Below are 25,158 nucleotides of genomic sequence, written 5' to 3'. Positions count from 1 at the left end.
TTTTTTTATGTATAATGATTTAGTTTCTGATATAGTAAATATTGTATGGGAAGTCTAAATTAAGTATATAAAAGTCCTCTAAGAGCGCCTGTAGCTCAGCTGGATAGAGCATCTCCCTTCTAAGGAGGTGGTCGCAGGTTCGAATCCTGCCAGGCGCGCCATTTAGCCTGCAAATCTTGCCTATTCTTTTGGCAGTAGTTATGGCGGTTGTAGCTCAGTTGGTAGAGCCCCGGGTTGTGATCTCGGTTGTCGTGGGTTCGAGTCCCATCAGTCGCCCCATTTTATTCTGCATTATCTGTATATAAATCCTATCTTTATACTAAACCTTATCGAATAAATAGCACTCGCCACTGTTGGCGTTTTTTTGTGCCTGCTTGATTTCTATTTCTCTGTATTATCCTATAATATTAAACGGTTAAAGCTTTCTGAACTTTTGATTGTTTAACGATTCACTGACTTCTTATTCATATCAATTTTGCGATAGGTTTTTCTTCAAAAACCTAAACTGACTGTGTCTACTCTACTATTTATTAGTACTGCTTATGAGTAAATAGACATCATGTTTTAAATCGGGCATTATGCTTAGGTCTTGATGCATCCTGCTGATTGAGACATCGTATTGGCTAGATCGAAAAAATTTAAAGCATTTTGGATACACACCCGCCTTTTTAAGATTTGTTGTTATTGACCCTGTATTATTGAGGAACTGATTGATGGACGCATTGAGCGTATTGCTACAGAATGTGCACCTATTTGAGACCAAGTATTATCGTTTGAATGGTGCTGGCAATTGGTCTTATTCTATGAGTAGAAAAGACACCATTTTATTTTACTTGGTGATGTCTGGTGGTTTTTGTATAGACGTTGGCAATGGCCTACGCGAAGCTCGTGCTGGTGATATGATTATGATCCCGAACGCGCATAAGCACGTAAGCTATGCACTCAATCATCATGGTGACGTGGCTGAACCCCTCGATGAATTACTGACCAATTGTCAAGATCGCACGCTTGAGATTGATGGCAATGGCGATCCTAATTCCTCATTGATTTTGATTGAATGTAAATACGATAAAGAGATGATTAGCCCTCTACTATCTGTGTTACCACCGATATTGCCTGAGCTCAATGATGCGGCTGATGGTCGGTTTGAGGTGATTGATGTGGAAATCAAGCTTTTGACCTTGGAGTCTGAGCGCGAACGCATGGGCAAAACGGCTGTGATCAATCATTGGGCAAGCATCATGATGATTGAATGTTTGCGCGTTTATATTGAAAGCTTACCTGAGGCGACTGAGAATTGGCTAAAGGCCATGAAAGATCCGTTTTTGACCAAGGCGCTTGCAGCGATGCATGAGGCACCAAGTCAAAGCTGGACCATTCATAAGCTTGCAGAGGTGGCAGGTATGTCGCGCTCGAGCTTTGCCCAGCGCTTTAAAGATACGGTAGGGATGCCGCCGCTCACTTATTTGATTGATTATCGCTTGCGTTTGGCAGCACGTTATTTGCGCTTACAGCAAAATAGTATCAGCCGTATCAGTGATATGGTGGGCTATGCGTCAGATTCAACTTTTAGTCAGGCGTTCAAACGCGTTTATGGTGTCTCACCAAAAGCGTACCGTAAACAGTATCAACAACAAAAGCTTGCATAAGCTATTATTTTAACGTCCTCAGTGTTCATTTATTAAAAGCGTTAAGGCGACCAAGGTATCCTTAACGCTTTTTTTGATTGATATATATCTAGCATTTGTCTAGGTAAAATACTTGGCAGTCAACTGGCGCTATTTTGGCTAGGCAAGGCTGACAATACGCTTGTGTTCAGGTACTATGGAATAATGAGTCGTCGAGGTGTGAGCGTTCATATTTGACGCATGATATGTGACTGTATATCCGTTGCATAAAAGGATCGAGACGATGTTTATTTTTGCTGCTGATGGTATGTTATGACTGAACCGACCGCAAAGCCAAGTACAGAAGCCAATAGCCACCAAGGTACTACTGCAACTGCTAAAAAAGAACAGAAATCTGATAAAGCTAATGCGCAAGATAACGTGCATGCTAGCAAAATAGCGTCTGCTAATACGGCTGAGATGCCTGATAAAGCGGCATTATTAACGCTATTTACTTTGTCAGATACCAAGGAGAGCATTGATGAAGTAGGCGCTAGCGAACAGCCTGACACCGATACATCAACCATACAGCCTACTGCCAATGAGTCAAACGTGGCTGCGCAGCGTGTGGCTCTTTATCATACCCAGCACGAGCGCACTCGACTGCTATATATGGCATCCGCCAATACGCGCCCCACGTATTTAGTACAAACCCTCAAATCACAATTTGCAGAATATCAGCAGTATTTGCTTGCTCAGCAGCTTGATAAGCGTGGTTTGATGGATACAGAAATGCTTGAACGACTTTGGCAGCAGCTGCATGTGGTCGATGATATTATTGCAGATATCGTGCATCATATGCCCGCTCAGCAGCCAGCAGGTTGGCAGCTTACCACGCAGGATGGGCGCAACCCGCTGTGTTTTGCCACTGTCGGTAAGCTAAAACATGGCAAGCCAATCCGCGATCAAGGCAGTCTCAACAGCTACGTGCTAGGTCACTTTGGCGTGAGCAGCTTTACCTATGATCGGGGGTATTATATCGGTCACGTGGTTGGGTATTTATTCAGCTGTTATTTCTGCGCGCACTTATCTATCAGTTATGGTGTGGCAGCGCTCGGTCAGCAAGTCGTTGCTGATTATGACTATGCTAGTCTTGAGACGCCGCACATGGTCAGGCTGTTACAGGGTCTGGATGGGTATTGTAAAAAACGTGTCTATCAATTGGCAGTGATTTGTGCGCGCTTGAGTGTGTTTGCAAGTGATAAACGCATTGAGAGAATGCTGATCGCTGAGGTCAATGACTTTGATAAAAAGTTACAGCAGCAGCATTTGGATGTTTTATTATTACAAGGCTTGATGCCTGACAGTAATGACTCAACGCCGCTTTGATATAGTCAATCCTAAATAAAACAGATACATTATATATCAAGGTGGAACTGGTCTAAATTTTCCTTGCGCGCTGTGCCTACGCTGCTCGATGCTGCGAAAAATTTATCCCAGTCCCACTGTATCGTTTTTATACTGAATTCACTATAGATAGTTTTTATAGACATTACCCTTTTTGTTAAGCCATACATCCAAACCCCTACCTGTGACTTTTTTAGGATATCTGCCGCTATGCCCGCTTATCATTTTAAAGCGCTTGACGACCAAGGTAGTGTCCAAAAAGGCTTACTAGAAGGGGATTCTGCTCGGCAAGTTCGGCAGCAGCTGCGCGATAAGCAGTGGACACCAGTCGAAGTCAGTGCGGTCAATGACAGACAAAGCCAAAACAAAAGCCGCTATAAAAAACCATCTGCTTATGAGCTTGCATTACTCACACGCCAGTTATCTGTGTTACTAGCGGCCGGTATTCCACTTGAAGAAACTTTGGCTGCTGTCGCTAAACAATCGCCAAAGACGCATATCAAATCTCTGATGCTGGCGGTACGCTCACATGTCCTCGAAGGTTTAAGCTTAGCACGAGCATTACAACAGGCCGCGAGCTTCCCACCGTTATATATTGCCACGATTGCCGCAGGCGAAAAATCTGGTCACTTGGATTTAATCCTTAATCAGCTAGCCGACTACACTGAAAACCGCTTTGCCCTTCAAAAGAAAATCCAAGGGGCGATGGTCTATCCGATTGTACTGATGGTTATGGCAATTGGCGTGATCATGGGGCTGATGAGTTTTGTGGTGCCCAAAATTGTCAAAGTCTTTGAGCAGTCCGAACAGGCCTTGCCATTGATTACTCAAGTCGTTCTGACGTTATCAAATATCATTACGCAGTGGTGGTGGTTAATGCTACTGGTATTGGCAGGTACTGCGTTTTTGTTTTATCGTTTTGCCCAAACGCAGGCTGGGAAACTGGCAATAGATAGTATGGTACTCAGGCTACCGATATTAGCCAGATTGTCTAAGGGATTGAATGCGGCGCGTTTTGCTAGTACGCTTGCGATTTTGGTGCGTTCAGGGGTGCCGTTGATTGAGGCGCTACATATTGGTGCGGCAGTGACGACCAATCTGCACATCAAGCAAACGATCATGAGCGCTGCTGATAGGGTCACAGAAGGCTCAAGTTTATCCAGCCAACTCGAAAAATCCACTTACTTTCCGCCCATGATGGTACAAATGATCAAAAGTGGGGAGAACTCAGGCGAGCTTGAAAGTATGCTCAGTCGTGCCGCCACAATGCAGGAGGCGGAGGCCACCAATTTTATCAGTACCTTGCTATCATTACTTGAGCCTTTGATGCTGGTCTTGATGGGTGTGGTGGTGATGATTATCGTGATGGCAGTGATGCTACCAATCGTTAATATGAATGACTTGGCAGGCTAGTCAATAGTTAACTGACTAGCTGAAAAACAGCCGATATGCTCTTCTCAAATTATCAACTATCTGCATTTTTATCCTCTATTAATTACCTATCTTACTAAACCCTACGTTAGCTTTCTTAAGATTTGCTTACTGTTGTATATTGTTGACCAAGCAAGATTTTTGCTATGGTAAACCTAAGCACCACGTTATAGTGAAAGCGGGTCAAAACGATAGTGATAAATGTCGATGATTATTTGGTGACGGCTACTTGCTGCTGATTACTTGTTGCTGATGGTTACTTGGTATTGACTGTAATGACAATCTGAGCACAGCGCTGGATAAAAATAAAACCATGGTTTATAGTGACAATGATTTAGGGTTTTATTGATAAGCCCATAGACGCATGAGTGCTACTAGAACGCCACTTTTACTATTTACATAACTGTGATGACCAAAGCGATGACTATGACTGACACCCTTCAAGTAAATATTAGCCCAAAAAGTGCCAATACCAAAGATGACAATAATAATACTCAAGCCCATGGTGGCATTGTAAATGACCATCAGAGAGTCCATTCAATGACACATCGCAGCTTGATAGGTAAGTCTAGACAATCGGGATTTACGCTTATTGAGATTATGGTGGTTATCGTTATCTTGGCTATTCTTGCAGGCTTGGTCGTCCCAAAAGTAGTCGGGCAAAGTGACAAAGCGCGTGTCAAAACCACTGAAACCGCGCTCGCTACCGTTTCCAACGCGTTAGATATGTATAAAGTCGACAATTCACGCTATCCGACGACAGCGCAAGGGTTAGAGGCGCTTACCACACCGCCAAGTGACGCCAAAAACTATCCTGAAGGCGGCTATATAAAAGGTGGCTATCCTACTGATGGTTGGGAGAATGAATTGCAATATGTGTCGCCAGGTAGTGAAGGGCGAGCTTATGACTTGTTTTCTTTAGGTGCAGATGGACAGCAAGGTGGTGAAGGTCAGGATGCGGATCTTTATGCTCAGCTATAGAATTTAGCTTTGTCTGCATCTAAAAAATCTATACCAATAAAATATCGTTAAACGCACTTGCTATCGTGCAATTAACGACCTATCAATATCAACCAATATCTTTTTATTGGTTGATATTTTTTATCGATACGTAAAATAAATACCATCTGATATGACCTTTGTATTGAGGGTCAGTAGTTTTATCAGTAGGTGTATGTCCGTACTGCCAGTCACTGGAAGCTAACATCAAAGGTAATAACTTATGTCAATAAAAATACCAACACTACAATCAGTCGCTATCAATAAACGCGCTACTAAGTTCCATGTGCTTGCGTTTACTGTTGCAACCACCTCGTTGATGACAGCTTTATCAATGACATCAATCAGCGCACAGGCGGCAGGCTTGAACGACTTATTTAATAGTAGTAGCGCATCCCAATCAAAATTTTTACCAGTGGATAAAGCTTTCCAAGTGACTAGCAGCACCAAAGCCACATCTAAGGGCACGCGTTTATCCATCACGTTTGATATCACGCCAGGACATTATGTCTATAAAGAGCAGCTCGCGTTAAGCTTTCCCAAAGGAATAAATGCGACACCATTTACCTTTAATCAGGCACCAGTGTCCATTGATGATCCAACCTTTGGTAAAGTTCCTGTATTTACGCAAAGGAGTGTTGTTGCCACCACGATGCTGACGACCAATAATGGTAAAGGTGCAAAAAATGCCCCGATTATCATTGGTTGGCAAGGTTGTGCAAAAGCTGGGCTATGCTACCCACCCGAAAAGATCAAAACTAAGGTAAATATTGCTGCGACACGTAGATAAGTATTGAGAAGTTTGATTCAAATATTGGTAATGACAGGTAGCTATTCATGCTCATGAAGACATCACAACAATCGGCATCATTGACTGCAAATACACATGCAAAAAAAGCGTATGTCTTAGCATGTGTGATTGCTAGCGGCTCGCTATTGACAGGGTTGTTAGCGACCTCAACGACGGCGCAAGCGGCAGGATTGGGTGATCTATTCGGCAGCAGTCAAAATACAGCGCAATCGAAATTTTTGCCAGTAGATGAAGCCTTTCAGGTGAGTAGCAGTAGTGCCTCTACCAAGTCAGGTACGCGTTTATCCATCGCGTTTGATATCACGCCTGAGCATTATGTCTATAAAAATCAAATCAAACTGACGCTACCTGCGGGCGTGACGGCGGCACCTTTTACCTTTAACCAAAAGCCATATTCAATCGACGATCCGACATTTGGTAAGGTATTGGTGTTTGATCAAGCCAATATGGTCGCAACTACCACATTGACCAGTAACAACGGCAAAAACATCGATGAAGCAGCAGTTGTCATTGGTTGGCAAGGTTGCGCCAAAGCGGGATTGTGCTATCCCCCTGAAAAAATCAAAACCACTGTCAATATCACAGCAGCATCGTCACAGAGCGCGACAAGTAATGCCAACACTGAGGCAGAACGTGCGTCTGTTGGCGAGACGGCCGCGAGCGACAATCTGACTGATGCGACGATATCTGCTGGGAATACTGAGACGACATCTATAACAACCAGTAGCACCACGGCGCAAGCAGAACAAGCGCTGATGGATGATGAGGTTATTGATTATGATCTAATCGATGATAGTACTTTGGAGTACGACTCTTTAGATGGTAGCACTGCAACGACCACGATTTCTGGAGCAAACGCCAATGTATCAAGTGACGCGACCAATAGCGAGAATGTAAATGCTAGCAACCTTGTTGATGGTGATCCCTTTGGTTTGGCGTCTCATCCTTGGCTCGCATTGGTATTGCTATTTTTAGCAGGTCTAGGTTTGGCCTTGACGCCGTGTGTCCTACCGATGCTGCCCATCGTTTCCAATATTGTCGCCCGCGAGCAAGACCCAACGGTCAAACGCGGCGTCATCCTAACCACCAGTTACGCGATTGGTGTGGCGACTGCCTATGGTATTTTGGGCGCTGTGATTGCGGTATTTGGCGAGTCATTAGGTATTATTGGCTGGTTACAAAATCCTATTATTTTGATTGGCTTTGCGATTGTTTTTGTCTTGTTAGCACTATACATGCTAGATGCTTTTACTGTACGTTTACCGCAAGCACTCAGCCGAAAAATGCAAGGGCTTAGCCAAGCAGGCGATAGCAAGCTTGGTAGCACAGGTGGTAGTTTGATTGCTGGATTTTTATCTGCATTAGTCGTATCTCCTTGCGTCTCTGCGCCATTATTCGGTGCGCTACTGGCAGTCTCTACCATTGGTAGTCCGCTCTTGGGTTTCGCCGCCTTATTTATGCTGGGTTTTGGTTTGTCAGCACCGCTTATTTTAATTGGTGCTACTCAGGGCAAAATCATGCCGAAGGCAGGAGAGTGGATGAACTGGGTCAAGCAAGGTTTTGCCTTATTGCTCTTTGCCGTTGCTTTATTATTAATTGAGCGTGTCTTTATCTCACCCGTGATGCTAATGGTATGGGCATTATGGTTTATGGTGGTGGCGACATGGGCGTGGAGCTGGATTGGCAAAAGACGCATGTTAACCCAAGCCATGAGTCTGATCGCTGGTATTTGGGCGGCTTGTTTGATAGTGGGTGCAGCACTAGGAAACGATGACAGCTTGCATCCATTAGCCTCGCTAAGCGCTGCGCCGATGATGGTACCATCCACGGCTGGTCAGCCATTGGGTAACGATAATATGGCGACAGATGAGACCATTACTACATTGGCAGAGCTAGACGCCATTGTCGCTGACAACTCTAAAGTGATTGTCGATTTAACAGCAGACTGGTGCGTTGAGTGCCGTATCATGGACAAAAATTTATTTCATAATCGCCCAGCACAGATGCAAGACTGGCAGTTGGTGAGACTTGATATCACGGATACTACAGAAGACTCCAAAGCCGTTTTGTCACGCTACAAGCTGTTTGGCCCGCCAGCATTACTCTATTATCAAGGTGGTCAATTGGTTAATCAACAAGTGGGCGAAATCGGTCGCGTGGAGTTTGAGCAAACCTTAACGACGCTAAACAACTGATGGCTCACAACCCGTACTTAATAACCTGAGTAATTCTTTTGCTAAAGCTTAATAATGAAAAAAAGCCAGCGTACGCCAATAATGGTACGCTGGCTTTTTTTATGCCATAAAATTATTTTAATAATATCTTCTAAACGTTTGGTTTTACACACAATATGTCTTTTTAAGCAGATTTAATATATCGATAACGCTAGTATAATGATTATATTTTCATTACAATAAAGTAACAATACTGAAGGGGTATATCAGTTTGTCATAACTGCTTCTGATGTTCTCATTTTTTCTAGTTTTTTAGCGGCGACGCTAACAGTTATATTAATTAACTCACATAATCTGCTGGCGATAATGCTGGTTAGATAAAGGACATTTATGTTTGCCCACATCACCACTCAGCGTCAATTACAACGTACTCATGTAATCAGTCGTAACGCCAGTAGTCGCACGATACATACTCATTTGAGTATTGCGGTTGCTATCGCGTTGAGTTGTACGGCGGTACAAGTACAAGCAGCTGACAATAGTCAAACTTATAACGAACTGCCAGTACCAGAAGCGGCGCTTGAATATGAAACCGTTGAGATGCCGCAGAGCGTAACCACACAGAGCGGTAAAGTAATCAGCAAAGAATTTATTGCGCAACAAGCGAAGCTGTTTTCTGAATGTACGCAAGTGCAGAGCAGTGCCGCTCGTTTGGCTTGTTTTGATAAGGTAGCTGAACAAGGTAAAACACCAAGCTACACCACGTCCAAACAACCAGTTGATTTGGCAAAAACATTCAAGACGACTATTTCGGGTAATCCACAAGTTGTTTTTGTGGAAGAGAACTCGACCAATACTTTCAGTGATGAGAGCGCGACTGCTAATCAACAGTCTGCTACTAATAGTTTGGATACGGTCACAGACAATCAGCAAGAGGCTCAAGTTCTAGAAAGTGTGGGTGTCACTCAAGCAGATATTGAAAAATACACACCACTCAGTTTGGCATATGATCTCGATCAAAACAGTGAGCGCGGTACTTGGACGGTAAGACCATACCGTCCGACTTATCTGCTGCCATTGTTTTACACTTTTGATCCTAATTTAAGCCCAAGCACCCCTTCTCAAGAAATTGAACCTTTTGACTCTAATGACATACGTGAGACGGAGCTAAAATTTCAGTTGTCTCTAAAGAGTAAAGTCGCAGAGGATTTATTCGATACCAGCGCTGATCTGTGGTTTGGTTATACCCAAGAGTCACATTGGCAGGTGTATAACGAAGACAATTCACGACCATTTCGTGCTACCGACTATCAACCTGAAATATTTTTGACTCAGCCTGTGACGGCAGATCTACCTTTCGGTGGACGTTTACGCATGTTAGGTGCGGGCGCTGTGCACCATTCTAATGGACAGGATGATCCATTATCACGTTCGTGGAACCGTGCTTATTTAATGGCAGGGGCCGAGTGGGGTAAGCTGTCAGTCATACCGCGTCTATGGGCTCGAGTAAATGGTAATAGCAGTAGCGACGATGACAACCCAGATATCGAAGATTACATGGGTTATGGCGATATCAAGTTCTTATATGATTTGCCTGCTGAGCAGAGCATTAGCGGTACCTTGCGCTACAATCCAAGCACCAATAAAGGCGCTGCCCAAATCGACTATATCTATCCATTGTCAGAAAACGTCAATGGTATGGTGCAGCTATTCCAAGGTTATGGCGAGTCCATTGTTGATTATAATCATGAGAATACCTCTATTGGTTTCGGTATCGTGCTGAATGACTGGAAAGGCCTCTAATATAAGCGAGTCTTACCATATTTATGATAATCAATAGTCTATGCACCGCTTAGTGCCTTATCAAACCGGACTGTGGCTGGCAGAGTATTTAAATGTACGCTGCCAGCTGTGTCGTATGTATAGAAGTACATCACAATCTCAGCTATTGATGCAGCATTCACAGGCTAATAGTAATGACGCATCGAGCGAACATTCTGAATTTTCCCTTTCAAGCAATCCATCCTCGTTTGCTCATATTTTTCATCAAATCAATCACCGCTTAAATAGAGGTCTACTCTGCACTTATTGTCACAATAGTATCGCATGGCTGCCACAGCCTTTTGATGTTGACATTGCTGCTGGCAGGTCCTTATCTATCCAAGTATCTACCTATTATGAATATCCAATCCGTCAAGCGATTCGGGCGTTTAAGCATCATGAAGACATGACAAAATTGCCATTGTTGTTACATGCATTACGCCAGCTACCACGGCCACATGGCTGTCATCGTAATAATAGCGTGATTGTTGCCATGCCAACGACCAATCAGCGGCTAGTAAAACGAGGGTTTGATCCTGTCAGTATTTTATCAGCACAACTGTCAAAGCATTGGCAAATTCCTCTATGGCACGGTGTGGAGCGCATTGATGATACGGTCAGTCAGCAAGGGCTCACACGCGCTGAACGTCTAAGCAACCTAGATAACGCTTTTGCACTGACCGAAAAGCCTCCGGTAAAACGCTTACTATTGTTCGATGATGTCTCTACGACAGGCGCAAGCTTGCAAGCATTGGCACGTGCATTCATCTCATCTGAGCAAACAGTGACCATAAATGCTCAAAGCCATAACAATTATCATATTTCTGCCTATGCGTTAGCTCATGGCAGTCAGTCCTAAAAATCATCTATCTAATTGAAATTGTTAATATATTGCTAATATATCATCGTAACGCTATATTATTAAATACATATATATTTACTGGTCTATCAAGTATGTATTATTGTTCATCCGTATATAACATGAACAGAATGTTGTGGAACAAAAATTGCATATTATTAGTTAAGCTAACTATAAAATTATTAGCAAAACTGACACCAGATTTTAGTTATTTTAAAACAAAAACTGATCAGAGACAGACATTAGCAGTGCTAAATAGGGATTTGATGTGAACGCATCTATGAATAGTCTACCGACCTCGCTAAGAACAGCCAGTTTAGGGTTTACCTTGATTGAGCTCATGGTAACGATTGCTGTGCTAGCTATTATTGTGAGTATTGCTGCACCCAGTATCAGCACACAGCTTGCTAATCAGCGTGTTAAGTCGACGGCTGCGACGCTTGAAAATGCGTTAAAAGAGGCAAAAGTCGAAAGTGTTATTCGTCGTCAAGATATTCGAGTCGTATATAATAATAGTGCCAAAACCATTGTCTTGCAGAACACTAGTGGAACTGTGTTGGCGACTTATAATGTTAATTCTACAAGCACAGTATCTATCAATCCTAATACAGTAACTGCGGTGACTTTTCAACCAAATAAAGTGACATCTAACGTTGGCAAAGTTACTTATACTATTTGTGATAGCAGTTCAGTAGTAACACCACGACAAATTGAAGTTAACACAGTAGCAAGCATTAGTAACAAGAAGTTAGGAGGTACTTGCTAATGAAAAACATCAAGAACCAGTATGGAGTGGGCTTAGTAGAGGTGCTAGTGGCACTGTTACTATTAGCAGTTGCAGTGCTAGGCTTTAGTGCACTGAACATGGTATCCATAAAGGCAACAGATGATAGTGTATTGATTGCGAACGCCAACACGGTAATGCGCGGTTTATCTGAAGACCTAAGGCTCAATTCCAATAATATACTGGAATACCAAAAAAATATTCAGGGTGTATTAAGTAGTGTATCTGATTCAACAAGTTATTGTGAAGCAGTAGAAAGCTACAAAACAAGTAATGTCACTAAAAACTGTGATAGCGATGCCTGCACTGAAGAGCAGTTAGGTCAATACAATAGCTGGAATACAATGAAACAGGCCTGTGATAATGACGTTTTACTGAATATGATTACTTGTCCTGGCACTGCGGACAAACAATTACGCCAGTGCATTATAACCTCATGGAATGGCACACAGCCAGTGTTTGATACCAGTTCAGCCAATAATAAAGCTTGTGCAAGTACGCTTGGAATATATCATGCAGGTTCTGACTGCTTGATTATGGAGTCTTATTGATGAAGATTAAACATACCCAAAACGGTTTTTCTTTAATTGAGCTTATGATAGCTCTTACATTGGGTCTTTTGATCTCAGCAGCAGTGATGCAAGTCTATCTAACCAGTATCAAGACCAGTAGCGTTCAGTCTGGTGGTACAAATATATTAGAAGCCAGTATTTTTGGTATTCAAAATATAGAAAAAAGCGTAAGACTCAGCAATCTAGGAATGGCAGATACTAACAATCCTTTTACACCTTTAGCTGGTTTAGTCATGACTAGTGACAGCAGTTTGGTTAGTGATACTCAGACAGATACTTCCAAAAACAACATGAATGGTATCAAAATGGGAGGAACGAAATCGAGTGCTGGTGGTGCAGATATCACAGATGGCTATCTAACTAGAAGCGGCAACCAGAGTACCAGCAGTGATAATAATGCTTGGAAAGCAGAAAATAGTAATGTTGCAGGCCTGAAAAGTTCACAACTGACGATACAGTATGAAGCGCCGCAAAACATGTACGATTGTGAAGGTTCTTTAGTTCGAGGGCCTGTAGAGATAGATCGTAGCGGACGTTTGACGATGATACCAGGACAAGTCGTTATTGAGAGATACTTCCTAAGTGAAGTGGCTCAAAATAATAAATCTAACTATGAATCAAATATAAAGAGTTATGAACTACGGTGTGATGCTGGACGCTATGTCAAAGAGGATCTAACGGTAGCCGAACTTGATGCCCAAAAGATTAAAGATGAAGACAGCACTATACTAGTAGCAGCTAGAAATATCAGGGATTTTGGAGATATTGGAGAAGTAGTTATTCCAAGAGCTGATTATTTTGGAATCTCTTTGGGAGTAGAGGTGGTGGAATCTACTAGCCCGTCTAATGTTTCAGTTTCCTTGAGATATTTCACGCCTGAGGAGTATATGAGTTTTTTAAAAACAGTTGAACAAGCAGAATCATCAGGCAGCGCTTCTACGACAACCACGACAGACGTTATATCTGTAAAACTCTCAGTTTTAGTGCGAGCTGATCGTCCGCTTACAGGAGAAGATGGGGCAACCAAATTCATAGTTTTTGGAGAAGAAGAGGAGCTATCTTCAGATACTTCTAGTGCATTTATTCGTAGGGTTTATGAGTCGAATATAATGTTGAGAAACTCAAGAGCCATTAAAGAAAGTTCTATACCTAATATCTAGCGGATTAGGCATACGGATTTGCTAAAAGAGGATAAATAAGATGACTAAAAAATCACAGGAAGGCGTTACTCTTATCGTCGTATTATTGTTTTTACTGCTAATTACTTTGATAGGTATTATGGCGGTTAAAAGAAGTACAACTGACTTAAGAGTAGCTACTGCTGATCAAATAGATACATTTTTATTAAACTCTTCAGACAATGCAAATAAACGTATTGAAAAAGTATTCGATAACGATACAGATCAAGACTACATAAGTGCGGTGATGGAAGGGACAGGAATGTTTGGCTATTATCTTTCTCAAGCAGGTAATAGCAATCGTGATGATCAATATATATTTTGCTATAACCCAAGGCTAGATAGCTTTGCTAAATTGAGTTATGCCAGTATCGTAAAACCAAATGGTGGAACTGTGATGACATCAGATAGTGGCTATTGTGATATATCAAATACCAACAGCTACTCTAGCGCTCGTAGTAATTCAGTTACCCAAATAAATATCACGCGGCCATCAACTGCAACAGTAGGGCAAGGGGATTTTAAGTCAGTGACACAAGGGTCAGGGGTACAAGCTGGTGAAACAAGTAACGAATCTGCTGTGTTTAACATTCGATCGACTTCTATATTACCCAGCCTATCAAATGCCAGCAAACAAGAAATCAATGACTGTCTGAAAAAACCTATCGCGCCCAATGATGGTGGAAGCACTAAATCTCTAGATGAATGTATGAAAGATGAAGGGGTTGCGACCAAAACATTGGTACAGCAAGCTTATGTTAAAAACGTTGTAGAAGGTACAGCATGTTACGGATTTGGTGTAGGCGATGGCAAAATAGATGAAGGTTGTCAAAACTTACTTGGTATTGATGCCACCGGTAATCGTAGTGCGGCTACTGGTGATTAGACAATGAGTAGAAAAGCATACTCATTAACCCCTTTAACAGCGGTAATTGAAGAAGAGTACTCATCATGATTTTAAAAAAACTCATACCCAATCAGTTACGACACTCTAAGCTTGACCAGACTGTTAAGCCTTTGTGCTATGCCATTGCCCTTTGTATGGTTGCTCTACCTGTCAATGCCGGTAGAAATGATTTAGGCGATCTAGAGATTTATAAAGCTGCAGAATCGGGCGGCGCGGTACTGACACTAATGTTAGATACCTCGGGCTCTATGGGTACGAGTACTATTAGGGATTATGAAGTTGATAGTATGGTAGAGGATTATGGGTTCAGCTGTGTTTGGGATACAAGTGGACGGGGTTGGTCTTACAAAAATGATAACGCTTATAAAGTTCACGGGTCAGCAGATAATAAAAGCATAACAATCGGTAATACAACTATTCAGTATGACTTGAAGAGTTGTAAAAAAGGTAGATGGAGCGGTAACACTTGGATAGAGAATAATAATAGTATTAACTATTACAGCCGCCTGACCATGTTGCAAGATGCGCTAATTACACTATTTTCACAAAAAGACAGCAGTGGCAATTATATTTTATCAGAGAAAAATATAATTGGTCTGGGGAATTATTCCGTGGACAAAGATGGAGACGGAATTGCTGATAACAAAGCAGGACGAATCATTGTCCCTGCTAGAAAGCTAGACAATACACAGCGTATAGCGCTTATAAACGCGGTAAAGGCATTAACGGCTTATAATGGTACGCCAGCAGCTAATGCTTATGCGGAAGCTGGTGCCTATATGATGGGTACAACAACAGTATCGGCAACGAACCAAACGGCATTTAAAGTTCTTGGAAGAATAACCAAAAATAGTCGTGGAAACTTTGTTTTAGAAAAGTGTGTCAATAATGCTGCGACTGCTAGTACTTTGACCTCTCAAAGCACCACGAAAACTATTCAAATATTAGACTGTAAACCCGGTAGGTATAATCAGCTAGCTATTGGACTAACTAATAGTCTAACTGGTAATGATGAGATAGCTAAAAACGTACTAGTAGGAGTAGATGACTTTTGGACAGAAAACTCAAACACACGTTACTATCTTAAAAAAAATCAGAAAGTGTTAAATGATACTGATCAAAGTGGTTACACGACTTCAGTTGAAGACGCTAAAGATCAGAACAATGATTACCTGACTTATAACGCACCAGTTTCTGACTCACAGTGTAGTGGCTACGGTGTCTATTTCCTAACAGATGGCGAGCCTAATAATTCTTCTAACTCTATTGCCTCTGACTTAATGAACTTAAGCCTTAAAGGTAATAGCTCTTTGAGCTTGAACAGCAGTTGCTCTGGTGGATTAGAAAATACGAGTGAAGATAGTGGCTGGGCCTGTATGAGTGTATATGCTAAAAAACTGCGAGATATAACCAATCCTGCTAAGCGCTCGATATTAACTGCGACAGTTGGCTTTGGGAAGAGCTTTGCTGGCATTAAAAATTCAATAGATAGTGCAGGTAACACAGTATACCATTGTGATGAAGATGACCCTAACTCCTCAGTCAAACCTTCTAAAGATGCAAAAAACTTATGTAAGTTAGGTAGTGAAGCCTACGGTGGTGGCGGCTTTTATTATACGACAGATGCGTCCAGTATTGCGGCTAGTGTCTCTAGCTTTACTGCAAAGCTCACTCAAATTATTGAGACTGCGCCATCAGGTACTATTACTATTCCTAATGATCCTTTAAGCTCTACTAACTTACAGCCATTCGCCTACCTGCCAATGCTTGAGCCAAAAATTGCTGATTCAAAGTTTGTTTGGCCCGGTAATTTGAAGAAATACAATGTCTATCAAGGTACTTTATATGGTAAATCTTCATTTCCATTTGCAGAGTCCTCTAGACTATATGTCGATGATGATAATGACGGCTTTCCAGATGATCTGAGCAAAACTACTCAGGATTTGTGGAGCGACAAAGATTACAAAAACGATAAAGGCGCTAGCGTTAATAATGCGATTTATGCTGGTGGTGCCTACGCGCGATTGAAAGCGCCAACTGCAGGCACTAATGCGAGTACCACTCGCAATGTCTTTGTTGAAAGTGAAACTGATAACAGTGCTAAACTTGTAAACATTAAAGTCGAGGAAGGCAAAGTTATCGGGTTTGATCAACTAGATAGTGATTATGGTGTTAAAGAAAAATTATATTTATTATCGTTTCTAGGATATAGCGCGCCTGTCAATGATGCCGATTATATTGCAAACTTGGATACAGCTGCTAAACAAACCGCCGCCTTTAACGCTATAGTAAAAAATCCTCCAACTCAAGAAGTAAGAGTATTAGGAGGCGTCGTACACTCTAAACCAAAGCAAGTGTCCTACGGTGCAGACTTTACAACCGATGGTGAGATATCTAACGATGAGTCTGATCGTGATGATTATATTATGTTTGGTTCAATGGATGGTGCGTTACACTTAGTATCAGCAGAAAAAGGCGAAGAAGCATTTGCCTTTATTCCTAAAACTATTATCAAACAGCAATTAAAAGCGCTAAAAGCAGACAGTGAAGGCGCTGTAGGCAGAACTGTATTCGGTGTTGACGCACCATGGACGAGTAGTTCAGTACTAGAATATGACTTTTCAGGAACGCCCAAAAAAGTAAAGGCGACGTCAGTAAAAGCATATGGTGGTCTACGAATGGGTGGTAAAGGCATATATGGCCTAGATCTCACAACTGCTACCACACCTAAGTTTTTATTTTCTAAGACATCAAACGATGCTGGTTTCTCTCGTTTAGGACAAGTTTGGAGTGAACCTACAGTCGCAAAAATTAGAATGAAGAAAGGAACAAAATACGAGTCTAAAGATGTGATTATCGTTGCTGGTGGTTATGATACTTGCTATGAGAATCCAAGTTTCAAATTACAAACTAGTGGTGACAATAAAAGTTGCGATAAAAAAACGCAGGCAGAAGGTAATGCGGTTTATATATTAGATGCTAGTGATGGTAGTATTATCTCGTCTATATCTGGTAGCGATAGTGATAGTGGTACAAACCACACTCAGGTTACAAGCATGAAGCATAGTGTTGTAGGCGGGGTAACTGCTTTAGATCGGGATGATGATGGTAATATTGATCATCTTTATTACGCAGATTTAGGCGGTAGCGTGTACCGCGCGGATCTGAACTCAGGTGCTACAAATGCCAGTTTAGTGAAGCGAGTGGTTAGAGTGTTAGACGCCAGCTCTGGGCAGACATTGCCTTATCGATTCTACGAAAGACCTATTGTTAGTTTTTACACCAGTCCTTATCAAGAGATATTTGCTTCGGTGACTATTGCGTCGGGAGATCGTAGCACACCACTATCTATGCTCAGGGATACGGACAACCCTAACTATCTATTTAATGTTTTTGACTATGACATTGCTCAGCCGAGCATCTTTAGCTATGCAGACACAAGTTTGACTACAGTAGACAAAAAGATTAATGACTTAGTTAGTTTACCGTTTAACCAAAACAATGCGTTAAAAAATCTAACTAACCGTAAAACTGTGCTAGAGACGATAGCGAAAGGCGCTTACGATGATACCAAGAAACGCTATATATATGATTATGCAGGGTGGCGTTATCCACTCAGCTATTTTGATGGATATAGTGGTGTAGAAGGAGTGAAATCAGTAGGCGAACCTCTGGTGTACGGTAGCAGACTATATACGACTGTCTATAGTCCAGAGATGGTCTATGATCAGGCAGGTAATTGCTCCGCTAGAGTGGTAGGGGGGTCTGAGAGACAAATATACTGTATGCCTTACGGTATATGTAAGGATACAGAATCGCTTGATGGGACTGCAGGATATACTCGCGCTGGTAAAGGAATACAAGAGTTGACGTTGGGGGCATACAGCAAAGATCAGCGAAACGTCAAACTGCTTATAGGTCCGCAATCATTGGCTGACCAAGTTAAAATTGCAAATAGGAATAATAGTAATACTGGCTCAGGTGGGTTAAATCAAACGACTGAAGCTGGTCTACAGGTAACAAACAATACCGTAGTAAATGATGGTACTAGCGGGTATGGTGGCAAGTCTGACAGTGTAGTTGAGACAAATGGTAGACAAACCGCTGATAGTAATCTTGGATTTGAAAAGTATAAATTCATACCAAAGAGATGGTATGAGCTCTATGAAGAGGATAAGTAGAGTGACTGTCTTGGCTAAACGTCTAAAGAGTAAGCTTGCTGTAAGCTCAGCGGGTTTTACTCTGATTGAGCTGATGATTGTAGTAGTGATTATCGCTATATTGGCTGCTATCGCAATCCCAAGCTATCGTCAGTATCTGATTATGAATGCAGAGCGCGATGTACAAGCGAAAATGCTACAGCTTGAGATACAGTTAGAACGATGGCGAGCATCGGCATTAACCTATAAAGGATTTATGCCAAAGGTAGTTACGGGCAATAGTACGGTGACCTATACCTATGATGCTGGTAATACAACCATCTATGTACCTCAAGGTAGTGATGCTACCAATTATCGTTATCAGATCACACTAGTAGATGGAGTAAATACGAACAGCTCATTAGTGCCAGCTACTACTACAGGTATTGACAATACCACTGGCAGAAGCTGGAAAATGCTAGCTGAACCCAGAGATTCAGGCATTACCAAAAGTGCGAGTTATTTTATGTTGTCAAGTGCAGGATTGAGCTGTCAGAACAAAAGTAAAGTAAAAGTAGGTGATAGTGACTGTGGAAAGGGCGCGCAAGTATGGTAATGGTAACAAGCACACATAGGCAGAATAGACAGATAAGTCATGAGCAAGGCTTCACCCTAATAGAGCTGATGATCGTCGTCGCCATCATCGGTGTGCTTGCTGCAATCGCTTATCCGAGCTACCAGCAATATGTCATCAAGACCAAACGCACCGATATGATGAGTGAGATGCAAAATATAGCAGCGCAAATAGAAAGTCGTAAATTGGCTCAGGGTAGTTATTCTAACGCGTTGCTAACAGGTTTGGGCGGCGATTATCCTAGACAAGGTCCAGCATTATATGACGTCACATTCACACCAACTACACTAACGAGAAAATGGGAAATAAAATCTGAACCGAAAACTGGGATGCAAATGGCAGGTGACGGTATTCTTACCTTGAATTATCAAGGGGTCAAATGTCGTGGCAGTGTTTGTGGTATGGGAGATGAATGGAAGTAAAGGGTTGCCTATCAATTTTTTTCGTTCAAATAGTAGCTATATTTGATATGAACTGACAAAAATTGTCAGACAAATTACAGAAAAACATCTAAAGGACGATGACTGACAATTTTTAGTAAATGATTAGTAACACTAAATTATAAATAGTAATAATAAAGCAAGTGAATCCACTATATCGAATATTTGTTAGTGATTGCCAGTAGTATTAAAGTATATAGGTATCAAAACCTTCACTTTTAGCATAACGAGCAATGTCTTTTAGAAGAAATAAATGTTATTAGCGTTTAATAATAAAAAGTTGGCATAGTATCTGCAGCAGTTATAATAAGAGAAACATTATATTTATAGCTGGCAGTTAGATAATAATTCTATTGCCATATTATCCAAAAGGACATGTCTATGAACGCTCAAAAAGGTTTTACCCTAATCGAACTAATGATCGTTATCGCTATTATCGGTATTCTAGCTGCGATTGCTTTACCTGCATATCAGAATTACACGGCTCGTGCGCAAGCAGCAGAAGCGATTACTTTACTAGGTGGTCTAAAAACACGTATTGTTGATATTGCGGCTACTTCTGGTATAGATACAGCTTGTAGTACAGCTGCTGCTGAACCAGCAAAAGGAACCGAAGGTCAGTCCGGATATGTACCAGCAAAGCCAGCTGGTGCGTTAGCAGCAGCAAATGGCTTTACTTTAAGCGGCAAATACGTAAATACCATTACAGGCTCAGTTGATAATAACATCTGTACTTTAACTGCTAAATTTAAAGCTAAAGGTGAAGGTCTAAACGATAGAATCGCTGAAAAAGAAGTTGATTTTATCTATAACCCAGATTCTGGTTCTTGGGACTGTAAATCAAACCTAGTAGATGCTGTACGTCCGAATACTTGTAGTCTAAGAAGCTAATACCTTATTACAAGGATAGTCGTAGTATAGTAAGTCTATTATAGGCTCTTAACTTAGCTCATATCATACAAGACAAAATGCTAAACGAAATGTCCAGTGTATGCAAAGTCTGATTTAACCGAAAAAGCCAAACGTACTGTTTGGCTTTTTTGCGTTTAACAACTGGCTAATCGCCGCAAACCTAACTGGCACACTCTCTGCACCATAGCAATTATCACATTAATTGATAATAATGCTATGAAGTATCAACATAATACTGCCGCAAATCGTCACCTGACACAATCAGGCAGCGCACAATCTGGCTATACCTTGATAGAGTTAATGATCGCCGTCGCTATCATCGGTATCTTGGCAGCGACGGCGACCGTCAGCTATCAGACGCAGGTCAGAAAGACCCAGATCCTGACTATTTATAAAGAAATAAATCACTTTCGTCTGCCATATCGCACACTGATTGACAATGGTGCAGGGGTGACAGGTTTTAGTCCTCGTGGGCTAAATATGCCAGCTCAGACTAAATATTGTCAGTTTACCGTCACAGCACCGCTGGCCGGCAGTACGACAGCAAATGCTATTATTTGTCGTATTCACAACCTGCCTTATTTGCAAGCGCAGACGCTCAGCCTTGATTATTTAGCGGATGGGACATGGCAATGTCAGGCAAGTGCGGGTATCAAAGACGTATATCTACCACAAGCTTGTCAGTAGTTATGATAAAAAAACCACCGAACAGCAGTTGCCGCTCGGTGGTTTTTTATAGGCTCAATGTATTGAGAAACTCTTAAAGAGCTAATTACTTCTCTAAATACTGAATCTTACCTTGCACGCCGTCCCATTTGGCAGCTTCTGGCATTTGCTCTTTCATCTCTGTGATGTTTGGCCATTTTTGCGCCAGCTCTTCGTTTAGCTGGGTGAACATCTCTTGCCCCTTTGGTACTTCATCTTCTGAGAAGATCGCATTGGCTGGACACTCAGGCTCGCATAGTGCGCAGTCGATACACTCATCAGGATCGATGACAAGAAAGTTTGGGCCTTCATAAAAGCAGTCCACAGGACAGACTTCTACACAGTCGGTGTATTTGCAAAGAATGCAGTTATCTGTAACGACAAAGGTCATAGTGATGTCTACCTGTTATTGATTTGGCTTTTGGCTAAATAGAATAGTCGAAAATAAAGCGTATTTTAGCGCCTTTACCACTATTTGACAATTCCCTTTAATGACCAATGATTTTTTTCAAATGATAGATCAAATCATGCGCTTGCTTGGGGGTCAGGCTATCAGGATCAATGGCGCTTAGTTCGTCTTCTACGCTAAACAACTGATTTTGCTTTAGATTATCTACTATATTTGGTGATTGTATCGCGTAACTACTTTGTGGTTCTAGAGCAACATCGTTGTTAGACTCCCGCTGTTTATCCGTTACTGAATTAGCTAAGTCGTTTTTATCATCAACTTCATTAATAGCAACTTTTTCATTTTCTGCTTTTAGATTGTCTATTAAGTAACGTTTGGCATCATTTAATACTTGAGTGGGGATACCTGCCATTTTGGCGACATGTAAACCAAAGCTTGAGCTTGCAGCGCCCTCACAGATCTGATGAAGAAGGAGCAGCTGACCATCAACTTCACTGGCGGCGACGTGGACGTTACGAATCTCGTCACTTGTCTGTCCCAATTGCGTCAGTTCAAAATAATGAGTGGCAAATAACGTCAGGCAGCCAATATCGACTAGACGGTTGACACAAGCATGAGCGATTGCCAAACCATCAGTGGTGGCGGTGCCGCGTCCGACTTCATCCATCAATACCAGTGATTTATGGGTCGCTTGATTTAATATATTGGCCGTCTCTATCATTTCCACCATAAAGGTAGATTTACCACCAGCCAGATCGTCCGCTGAGCCTATACGAGTAAATATTCGGTCAATATCACCAATATGTGCATGCTCGGCGGGCACAAAGCTGCCGCAATGCGCGAGTATAACAATCAGCGCCGCTTGGCGCATATAGGTAGACTTACCACCCATGTTAGGGCCAGTGATGAGGAGCAGTCTTTCAGGATGTCCTTTTTCAGCGTCATCAACATGGGCACTACCCAGCACGCAGTCGTTCGCGACAAAATAATTTGTACTTGATGCAGCACCGTTTCGATTGTTCGCGTTCGCTTGATTTAACGCCGCTTCGACCACGACATGACGACCTTGGCGGATATCAATATGGGTCTGATTTTTGGCTATAGATTTATTTTGATTTTCTGAAACTCCTCCCATAACTGGGCGTTGCCAATGGTAAGTCGTCGCAAGCTGCCCCCAATTACTGAGGACATCTATTTGGGCAATAGCAGCGCTCAGTTGTTGTAGCTCAGCCAAGTTCTCGTTTAGTTGGTTGAGCAGCACTTGGTACAGCGTTTTCTCACGAGCCAATGCCAAAGATTGCGCACTCAGATATTCTGTCTCGACCTCTTTTAACTCATCAGTGATAAAGCGCTCACTACTCTTGAGCGTTTGCCGACGAATAAAGTGAGCAGGGGCATTTTTCGCCTGCATCTTGGGTAGTTCAAAGTAAAAGCCACTGACTTTATTAAAGCCGACTTTTAGACTCGGTAATTGATTGTCTTGACGCGCTCGCTCTACCATGTCGTCCAATGTCACTTGGATATTGTCGTGAAGATGGGTGAGGCGATCGAACTCTTCATCATAACCGGCAGCTATCATACCGCCATCACGGATATGTGCAGGTGGTTCAATAACAATAGCGCGCTCGATTAACTCAGCCACCGCTTGAACGGCTGGCAGCCTGGCAGGCAATTGCTGCATCAACATCGGCAATAGACCAGCGTCTTCATGGCTGATACCTGACGCTGTCAGTAGAGTGGTAATCTGGGCGCTGCTAGCGATACCATCGGCGAGCTTGCGTAAATCACGAGGTTTGGCACTCATCAGCCCGATGCGACTGCTGATTCGCTCAATATCGCCAATGGTATTCAGTGTTTCTCGTAAACGTGTCACCAGTGAGCTATTTTCTGAATTTTGATTCGAATTACCATCCGCATTCAATAGGGAAGTTATCGCGTCTAGACGCATATTGATACGCGCATGCTGACGCAGTGGACGCTTCATTTGCTGTACGAGCAGTCGCTTGCCCATTGGCGTTTGACAATGGTTAAGGACGGATATTAGGGAAGTACCGCTACTACTGACTGGACTAAATAACTCAAGGTTTTGCTGACTGTTGGCATCAATAATCAAATAATCGTCACTGTATTCAACGATCAGCTGATTGACTTGTGGCACATGGCGCTGCTGAGTTTGCCGTGCATAATGAATAAGCGCCGCACAGCTAGTTTGCGCCAGTACGTTATCTGCAATACCCAAACCATCGAGACGTTGCACCTCAAACTGCTGACAAAGCGTGTCGCTCGCGTGCGTACGGTGAAAGTCATTGGCCGCGACTTCTATAATAGGGCAGTCCAGATGTTGCCGTAACCACAGCATCCACTGTGCATCAGTGCCATCAGTGCCGCCAATGCTATCGCTGAGTGCTTCACTAATGATACATTCACTAGGCGCAAAACGAGCAAGTACCGTCAGCATTTGAGTTTGCAATCCATCTATATCGTTTTTATCTGCTATTAGCGTCTGAGTAGTCAATGTACCTGCAGCTAGATCCATTTGGCTAACAGCTGCTTGTAACGTCTGGCTATTATCTTGCGTTTTTAAATGAGCAATATCGATGGCGACGACAGTCGGTGTATGGTTTGGTGCAATGAGTGCATCATCAGTAATAGTACCTGCTGTCAGCGTTTTGACCACTTCACGGCGCATGATGCTACCAGCCGCCGATTTACTTTTGTCTTTTTTTTGCTTGTCGCCCATCGCAGGGATATTGGCCTTATTGTTAGCGCTGCCAGCATTGGTCGTTGTCGACTCGTCAATTTGCTCACACACGACGACCGTTTGCCCAGCCGCGATGAGGCGTGCCATGTAGCTATCGGCTGCATGAAAAGGAACGCCCGCCATCGCTATCGGGTTGCCCGCTTTATCCGTACCACGACGCGTCAGAGTGATGTCTAATATTTGCGCCGCCCGCTTAGCATCATCAAAGAACAGCTCATAAAAATCCCCCATCCGGTATAGCAGCAATGCTTGTGGATAGTTGGCTTTCATGGTTAGATATTGCACCATCATTGGCGTATGATCTGCTAAGTTATAGACGGTATCGCCGATGCTTAAACAGTCAGATGTATTTGGTTTTGATAAGGCATTATCTGATTGAGTAGAAATAGATGAATGATTTTGGACGGACGGCTTTACGGTCATGCAGAGTCTCTTATTATGTTTCGATAGATTTTTATTAAATAGCATTTGCGGCAGCTGGTTTCGGATTAGCGCCAGTTTTATAGATTGTTTTGGTACGATAGAGTTGATATAACAAATGCGCCTGGTACGTACCGAAGAAGGATATAACGATTAGATTTAGGCTAGATTATATCGACAGCGCCATA

Annotated in this window: 19 protein-coding genes and 2 tRNA genes; 19 read left to right on the top strand and 2 right to left on the bottom strand. The window is 42.4% G+C overall.

What is annotated here, in order from left to right; translation table 11 throughout:
- The first annotated feature begins 84 nt into the window (after nucleotides 1-84).
- From AOT82_RS07115 to AOT82_RS07020, 19 genes are all read left to right on the top strand, one after another.
- Nucleotides 85-161, top strand: a tRNA-Arg gene (locus tag AOT82_RS07115).
- 42 nt (nucleotides 162-203) lie between these two features.
- Nucleotides 204-279 (top strand) — tRNA-His (locus AOT82_RS07110).
- 434 nt (nucleotides 280-713) lie between these two features.
- Complete coding sequence (locus tag AOT82_RS07105) at nucleotides 714-1,649, top strand: AraC family transcriptional regulator (RefSeq protein ID WP_071002397.1); 936 nt, start codon at nucleotides 714-716, stop codon at nucleotides 1,647-1,649.
- Between the two features lie 291 nt (nucleotides 1,650-1,940).
- Complete coding sequence (locus tag AOT82_RS07100) at nucleotides 1,941-2,996, top strand: hypothetical protein (RefSeq protein WP_071002396.1); 1,056 nt, start codon at nucleotides 1,941-1,943, stop codon at nucleotides 2,994-2,996.
- Nucleotides 2,997-3,224: 228 nt separating this feature from the next.
- Entirely contained in the window at nucleotides 3,225-4,427 is a 1,203-nt protein-coding gene (gspF, locus tag AOT82_RS07095; protein WP_071002395.1) for a type II secretion system inner membrane protein GspF, read from the top strand.
- A 558-nt stretch (nucleotides 4,428-4,985) separates the two neighbouring features.
- Nucleotides 4,986-5,426 (top strand): type II secretion system major pseudopilin GspG, encoded by a 441-nt coding sequence (gspG, locus tag AOT82_RS07085; protein WP_058025683.1) that lies wholly within the window; start codon nucleotides 4,986-4,988, stop codon nucleotides 5,424-5,426.
- Nucleotides 5,427-5,667: 241 nt separating this feature from the next.
- Nucleotides 5,668-6,234 (top strand): protein-disulfide reductase DsbD domain-containing protein, encoded by a 567-nt coding sequence (locus AOT82_RS07080; RefSeq protein ID WP_071002393.1) that lies wholly within the window; start codon nucleotides 5,668-5,670, stop codon nucleotides 6,232-6,234.
- A 53-nt stretch (nucleotides 6,235-6,287) separates the two neighbouring features.
- Nucleotides 6,288-8,450, top strand: coding sequence for a protein-disulfide reductase DsbD (gene dsbD, locus AOT82_RS07075; protein WP_227517116.1), 2,163 nt, complete (start codon nucleotides 6,288-6,290; stop codon nucleotides 8,448-8,450).
- Nucleotides 8,451-8,819: 369 nt separating this feature from the next.
- Entirely contained in the window at nucleotides 8,820-10,232 is a 1,413-nt protein-coding gene (locus tag AOT82_RS07070) for a phospholipase A (protein ID WP_071002392.1), read from the top strand.
- A gap of 52 nt (nucleotides 10,233-10,284) precedes the next feature.
- Complete coding sequence (locus tag AOT82_RS07065) at nucleotides 10,285-11,109, top strand: ComF family protein (RefSeq protein ID WP_227517115.1); 825 nt, start codon at nucleotides 10,285-10,287, stop codon at nucleotides 11,107-11,109.
- A gap of 268 nt (nucleotides 11,110-11,377) precedes the next feature.
- Complete coding sequence (locus AOT82_RS07060; RefSeq protein WP_071002390.1) at nucleotides 11,378-11,875, top strand: GspH/FimT family pseudopilin; 498 nt, start codon at nucleotides 11,378-11,380, stop codon at nucleotides 11,873-11,875.
- On the top strand, nucleotides 11,875-12,444 hold the full coding sequence (gene pilV / locus AOT82_RS07055) for a type IV pilus modification protein PilV (RefSeq protein WP_071002389.1): 570 nt from the start codon (nucleotides 11,875-11,877) through the stop codon (nucleotides 12,442-12,444). The genes AOT82_RS07060 and pilV overlap by 1 nt, the downstream gene beginning before the upstream one ends.
- Nucleotides 12,444-13,625, top strand: a complete 1,182-nt coding sequence (locus AOT82_RS07050) for a PilW family protein (RefSeq protein ID WP_071002388.1) — start codon at nucleotides 12,444-12,446, stop codon at nucleotides 13,623-13,625. Before pilV ends, AOT82_RS07050 begins: the two co-directional genes overlap by 1 nt.
- Before the next feature lie 40 nt (nucleotides 13,626-13,665).
- On the top strand, nucleotides 13,666-14,529 hold the full coding sequence (locus tag AOT82_RS07045; protein WP_071002387.1) for a PilX N-terminal domain-containing pilus assembly protein: 864 nt from the start codon (nucleotides 13,666-13,668) through the stop codon (nucleotides 14,527-14,529).
- 65 nt (nucleotides 14,530-14,594) lie between these two features.
- Complete coding sequence (locus AOT82_RS07040; protein WP_071002386.1) at nucleotides 14,595-18,731, top strand: PilC/PilY family type IV pilus protein; 4,137 nt, start codon at nucleotides 14,595-14,597, stop codon at nucleotides 18,729-18,731.
- On the top strand, nucleotides 18,706-19,305 hold the full coding sequence (locus tag AOT82_RS07035) for a prepilin-type N-terminal cleavage/methylation domain-containing protein (RefSeq protein WP_269466039.1): 600 nt from the start codon (nucleotides 18,706-18,708) through the stop codon (nucleotides 19,303-19,305). Before AOT82_RS07040 ends, AOT82_RS07035 begins: the two co-directional genes overlap by 26 nt.
- Nucleotides 19,305-19,745 (top strand): prepilin-type N-terminal cleavage/methylation domain-containing protein, encoded by a 441-nt coding sequence (locus AOT82_RS07030; protein WP_071003705.1) that lies wholly within the window; start codon nucleotides 19,305-19,307, stop codon nucleotides 19,743-19,745. Before AOT82_RS07035 ends, AOT82_RS07030 begins: the two co-directional genes overlap by 1 nt.
- Before the next feature lie 399 nt (nucleotides 19,746-20,144).
- Nucleotides 20,145-20,654, top strand: coding sequence for a pilin (locus tag AOT82_RS07025; protein WP_071002385.1), 510 nt, complete (start codon nucleotides 20,145-20,147; stop codon nucleotides 20,652-20,654).
- A gap of 237 nt (nucleotides 20,655-20,891) precedes the next feature.
- Nucleotides 20,892-21,362, top strand: a complete 471-nt coding sequence (locus AOT82_RS07020; RefSeq protein WP_083328885.1) for a pilin — start codon at nucleotides 20,892-20,894, stop codon at nucleotides 21,360-21,362.
- 85 nt (nucleotides 21,363-21,447) lie between these two features.
- Here AOT82_RS07020 and fdxA read toward each other — a convergent pair whose 3' ends face one another.
- Both fdxA and mutS read right to left on the bottom strand, forming a co-directional pair.
- Nucleotides 21,448-21,771, bottom strand: coding sequence for a ferredoxin FdxA (gene fdxA, locus AOT82_RS07015; RefSeq protein WP_071002384.1), 324 nt, complete (start codon nucleotides 21,769-21,771; stop codon nucleotides 21,448-21,450).
- Nucleotides 21,772-21,868: 97 nt separating this feature from the next.
- A complete protein-coding gene (gene mutS, locus AOT82_RS07010) occupies nucleotides 21,869-24,973 on the bottom strand; it encodes a DNA mismatch repair protein MutS (protein WP_083328884.1) in 3,105 nt (1,034 codons plus the stop codon).
- Between the last annotated feature and the right edge of the window lie 185 nt (nucleotides 24,974-25,158).

The sequence above is a fragment of the Psychrobacter sp. AntiMn-1 genome (genome assembly GCF_001854065.1).
GTDB classification, from domain to species: domain Bacteria; phylum Pseudomonadota; class Gammaproteobacteria; order Pseudomonadales; family Moraxellaceae; genus Psychrobacter; species Psychrobacter pacificensis.
Note: the sequence above shows the minus strand (reverse complement) of the source record. Positions and strands in the feature narration are given on the sequence as shown.

Coding starts and splice junctions, on each gene's coding strand:
- AOT82_RS07025 (WP_071002385.1), top strand. CDS start 20,145: ATGAACGCTCAAAAAGGTTTTACCCTAATCGAACTAATGATCGTTATC.
- AOT82_RS07050 (WP_071002388.1), top strand. CDS start 12,444: ATGAAGATTAAACATACCCAAAACGGTTTTTCTTTAATTGAGCTTATG.
- AOT82_RS07035 (WP_269466039.1), top strand. CDS start 18,706: ATGAGCTCTATGAAGAGGATAAGTAGAGTGACTGTCTTGGCTAAACGT.
- AOT82_RS07030 (WP_071003705.1), top strand. CDS start 19,305: ATGGTAACAAGCACACATAGGCAGAATAGACAGATAAGTCATGAGCAA.
- AOT82_RS07105 (WP_071002397.1), top strand. CDS start 714: ATGGACGCATTGAGCGTATTGCTACAGAATGTGCACCTATTTGAGACC.
- mutS (WP_083328884.1), bottom strand. CDS start 24,973: ATGACCGTAAAGCCGTCCGTCCAAAATCATTCATCTATTTCTACTCAA.
- AOT82_RS07080 (WP_071002393.1), top strand. CDS start 5,668: ATGTCAATAAAAATACCAACACTACAATCAGTCGCTATCAATAAACGC.
- AOT82_RS07020 (WP_083328885.1), top strand. CDS start 20,892: ATGAAGTATCAACATAATACTGCCGCAAATCGTCACCTGACACAATCA.
- gspF (WP_071002395.1), top strand. CDS start 3,225: ATGCCCGCTTATCATTTTAAAGCGCTTGACGACCAAGGTAGTGTCCAA.
- fdxA (WP_071002384.1), bottom strand. CDS start 21,771: ATGACCTTTGTCGTTACAGATAACTGCATTCTTTGCAAATACACCGAC.
- AOT82_RS07070 (WP_071002392.1), top strand. CDS start 8,820: ATGTTTGCCCACATCACCACTCAGCGTCAATTACAACGTACTCATGTA.
- AOT82_RS07045 (WP_071002387.1), top strand. CDS start 13,666: ATGACTAAAAAATCACAGGAAGGCGTTACTCTTATCGTCGTATTATTG.
- pilV (WP_071002389.1), top strand. CDS start 11,875: ATGAAAAACATCAAGAACCAGTATGGAGTGGGCTTAGTAGAGGTGCTA.
- dsbD (WP_227517116.1), top strand. CDS start 6,288: ATGAAGACATCACAACAATCGGCATCATTGACTGCAAATACACATGCA.
- AOT82_RS07100 (WP_071002396.1), top strand. CDS start 1,941: ATGACTGAACCGACCGCAAAGCCAAGTACAGAAGCCAATAGCCACCAA.
- gspG (WP_058025683.1), top strand. CDS start 4,986: ATGACACATCGCAGCTTGATAGGTAAGTCTAGACAATCGGGATTTACG.
- AOT82_RS07040 (WP_071002386.1), top strand. CDS start 14,595: ATGATTTTAAAAAAACTCATACCCAATCAGTTACGACACTCTAAGCTT.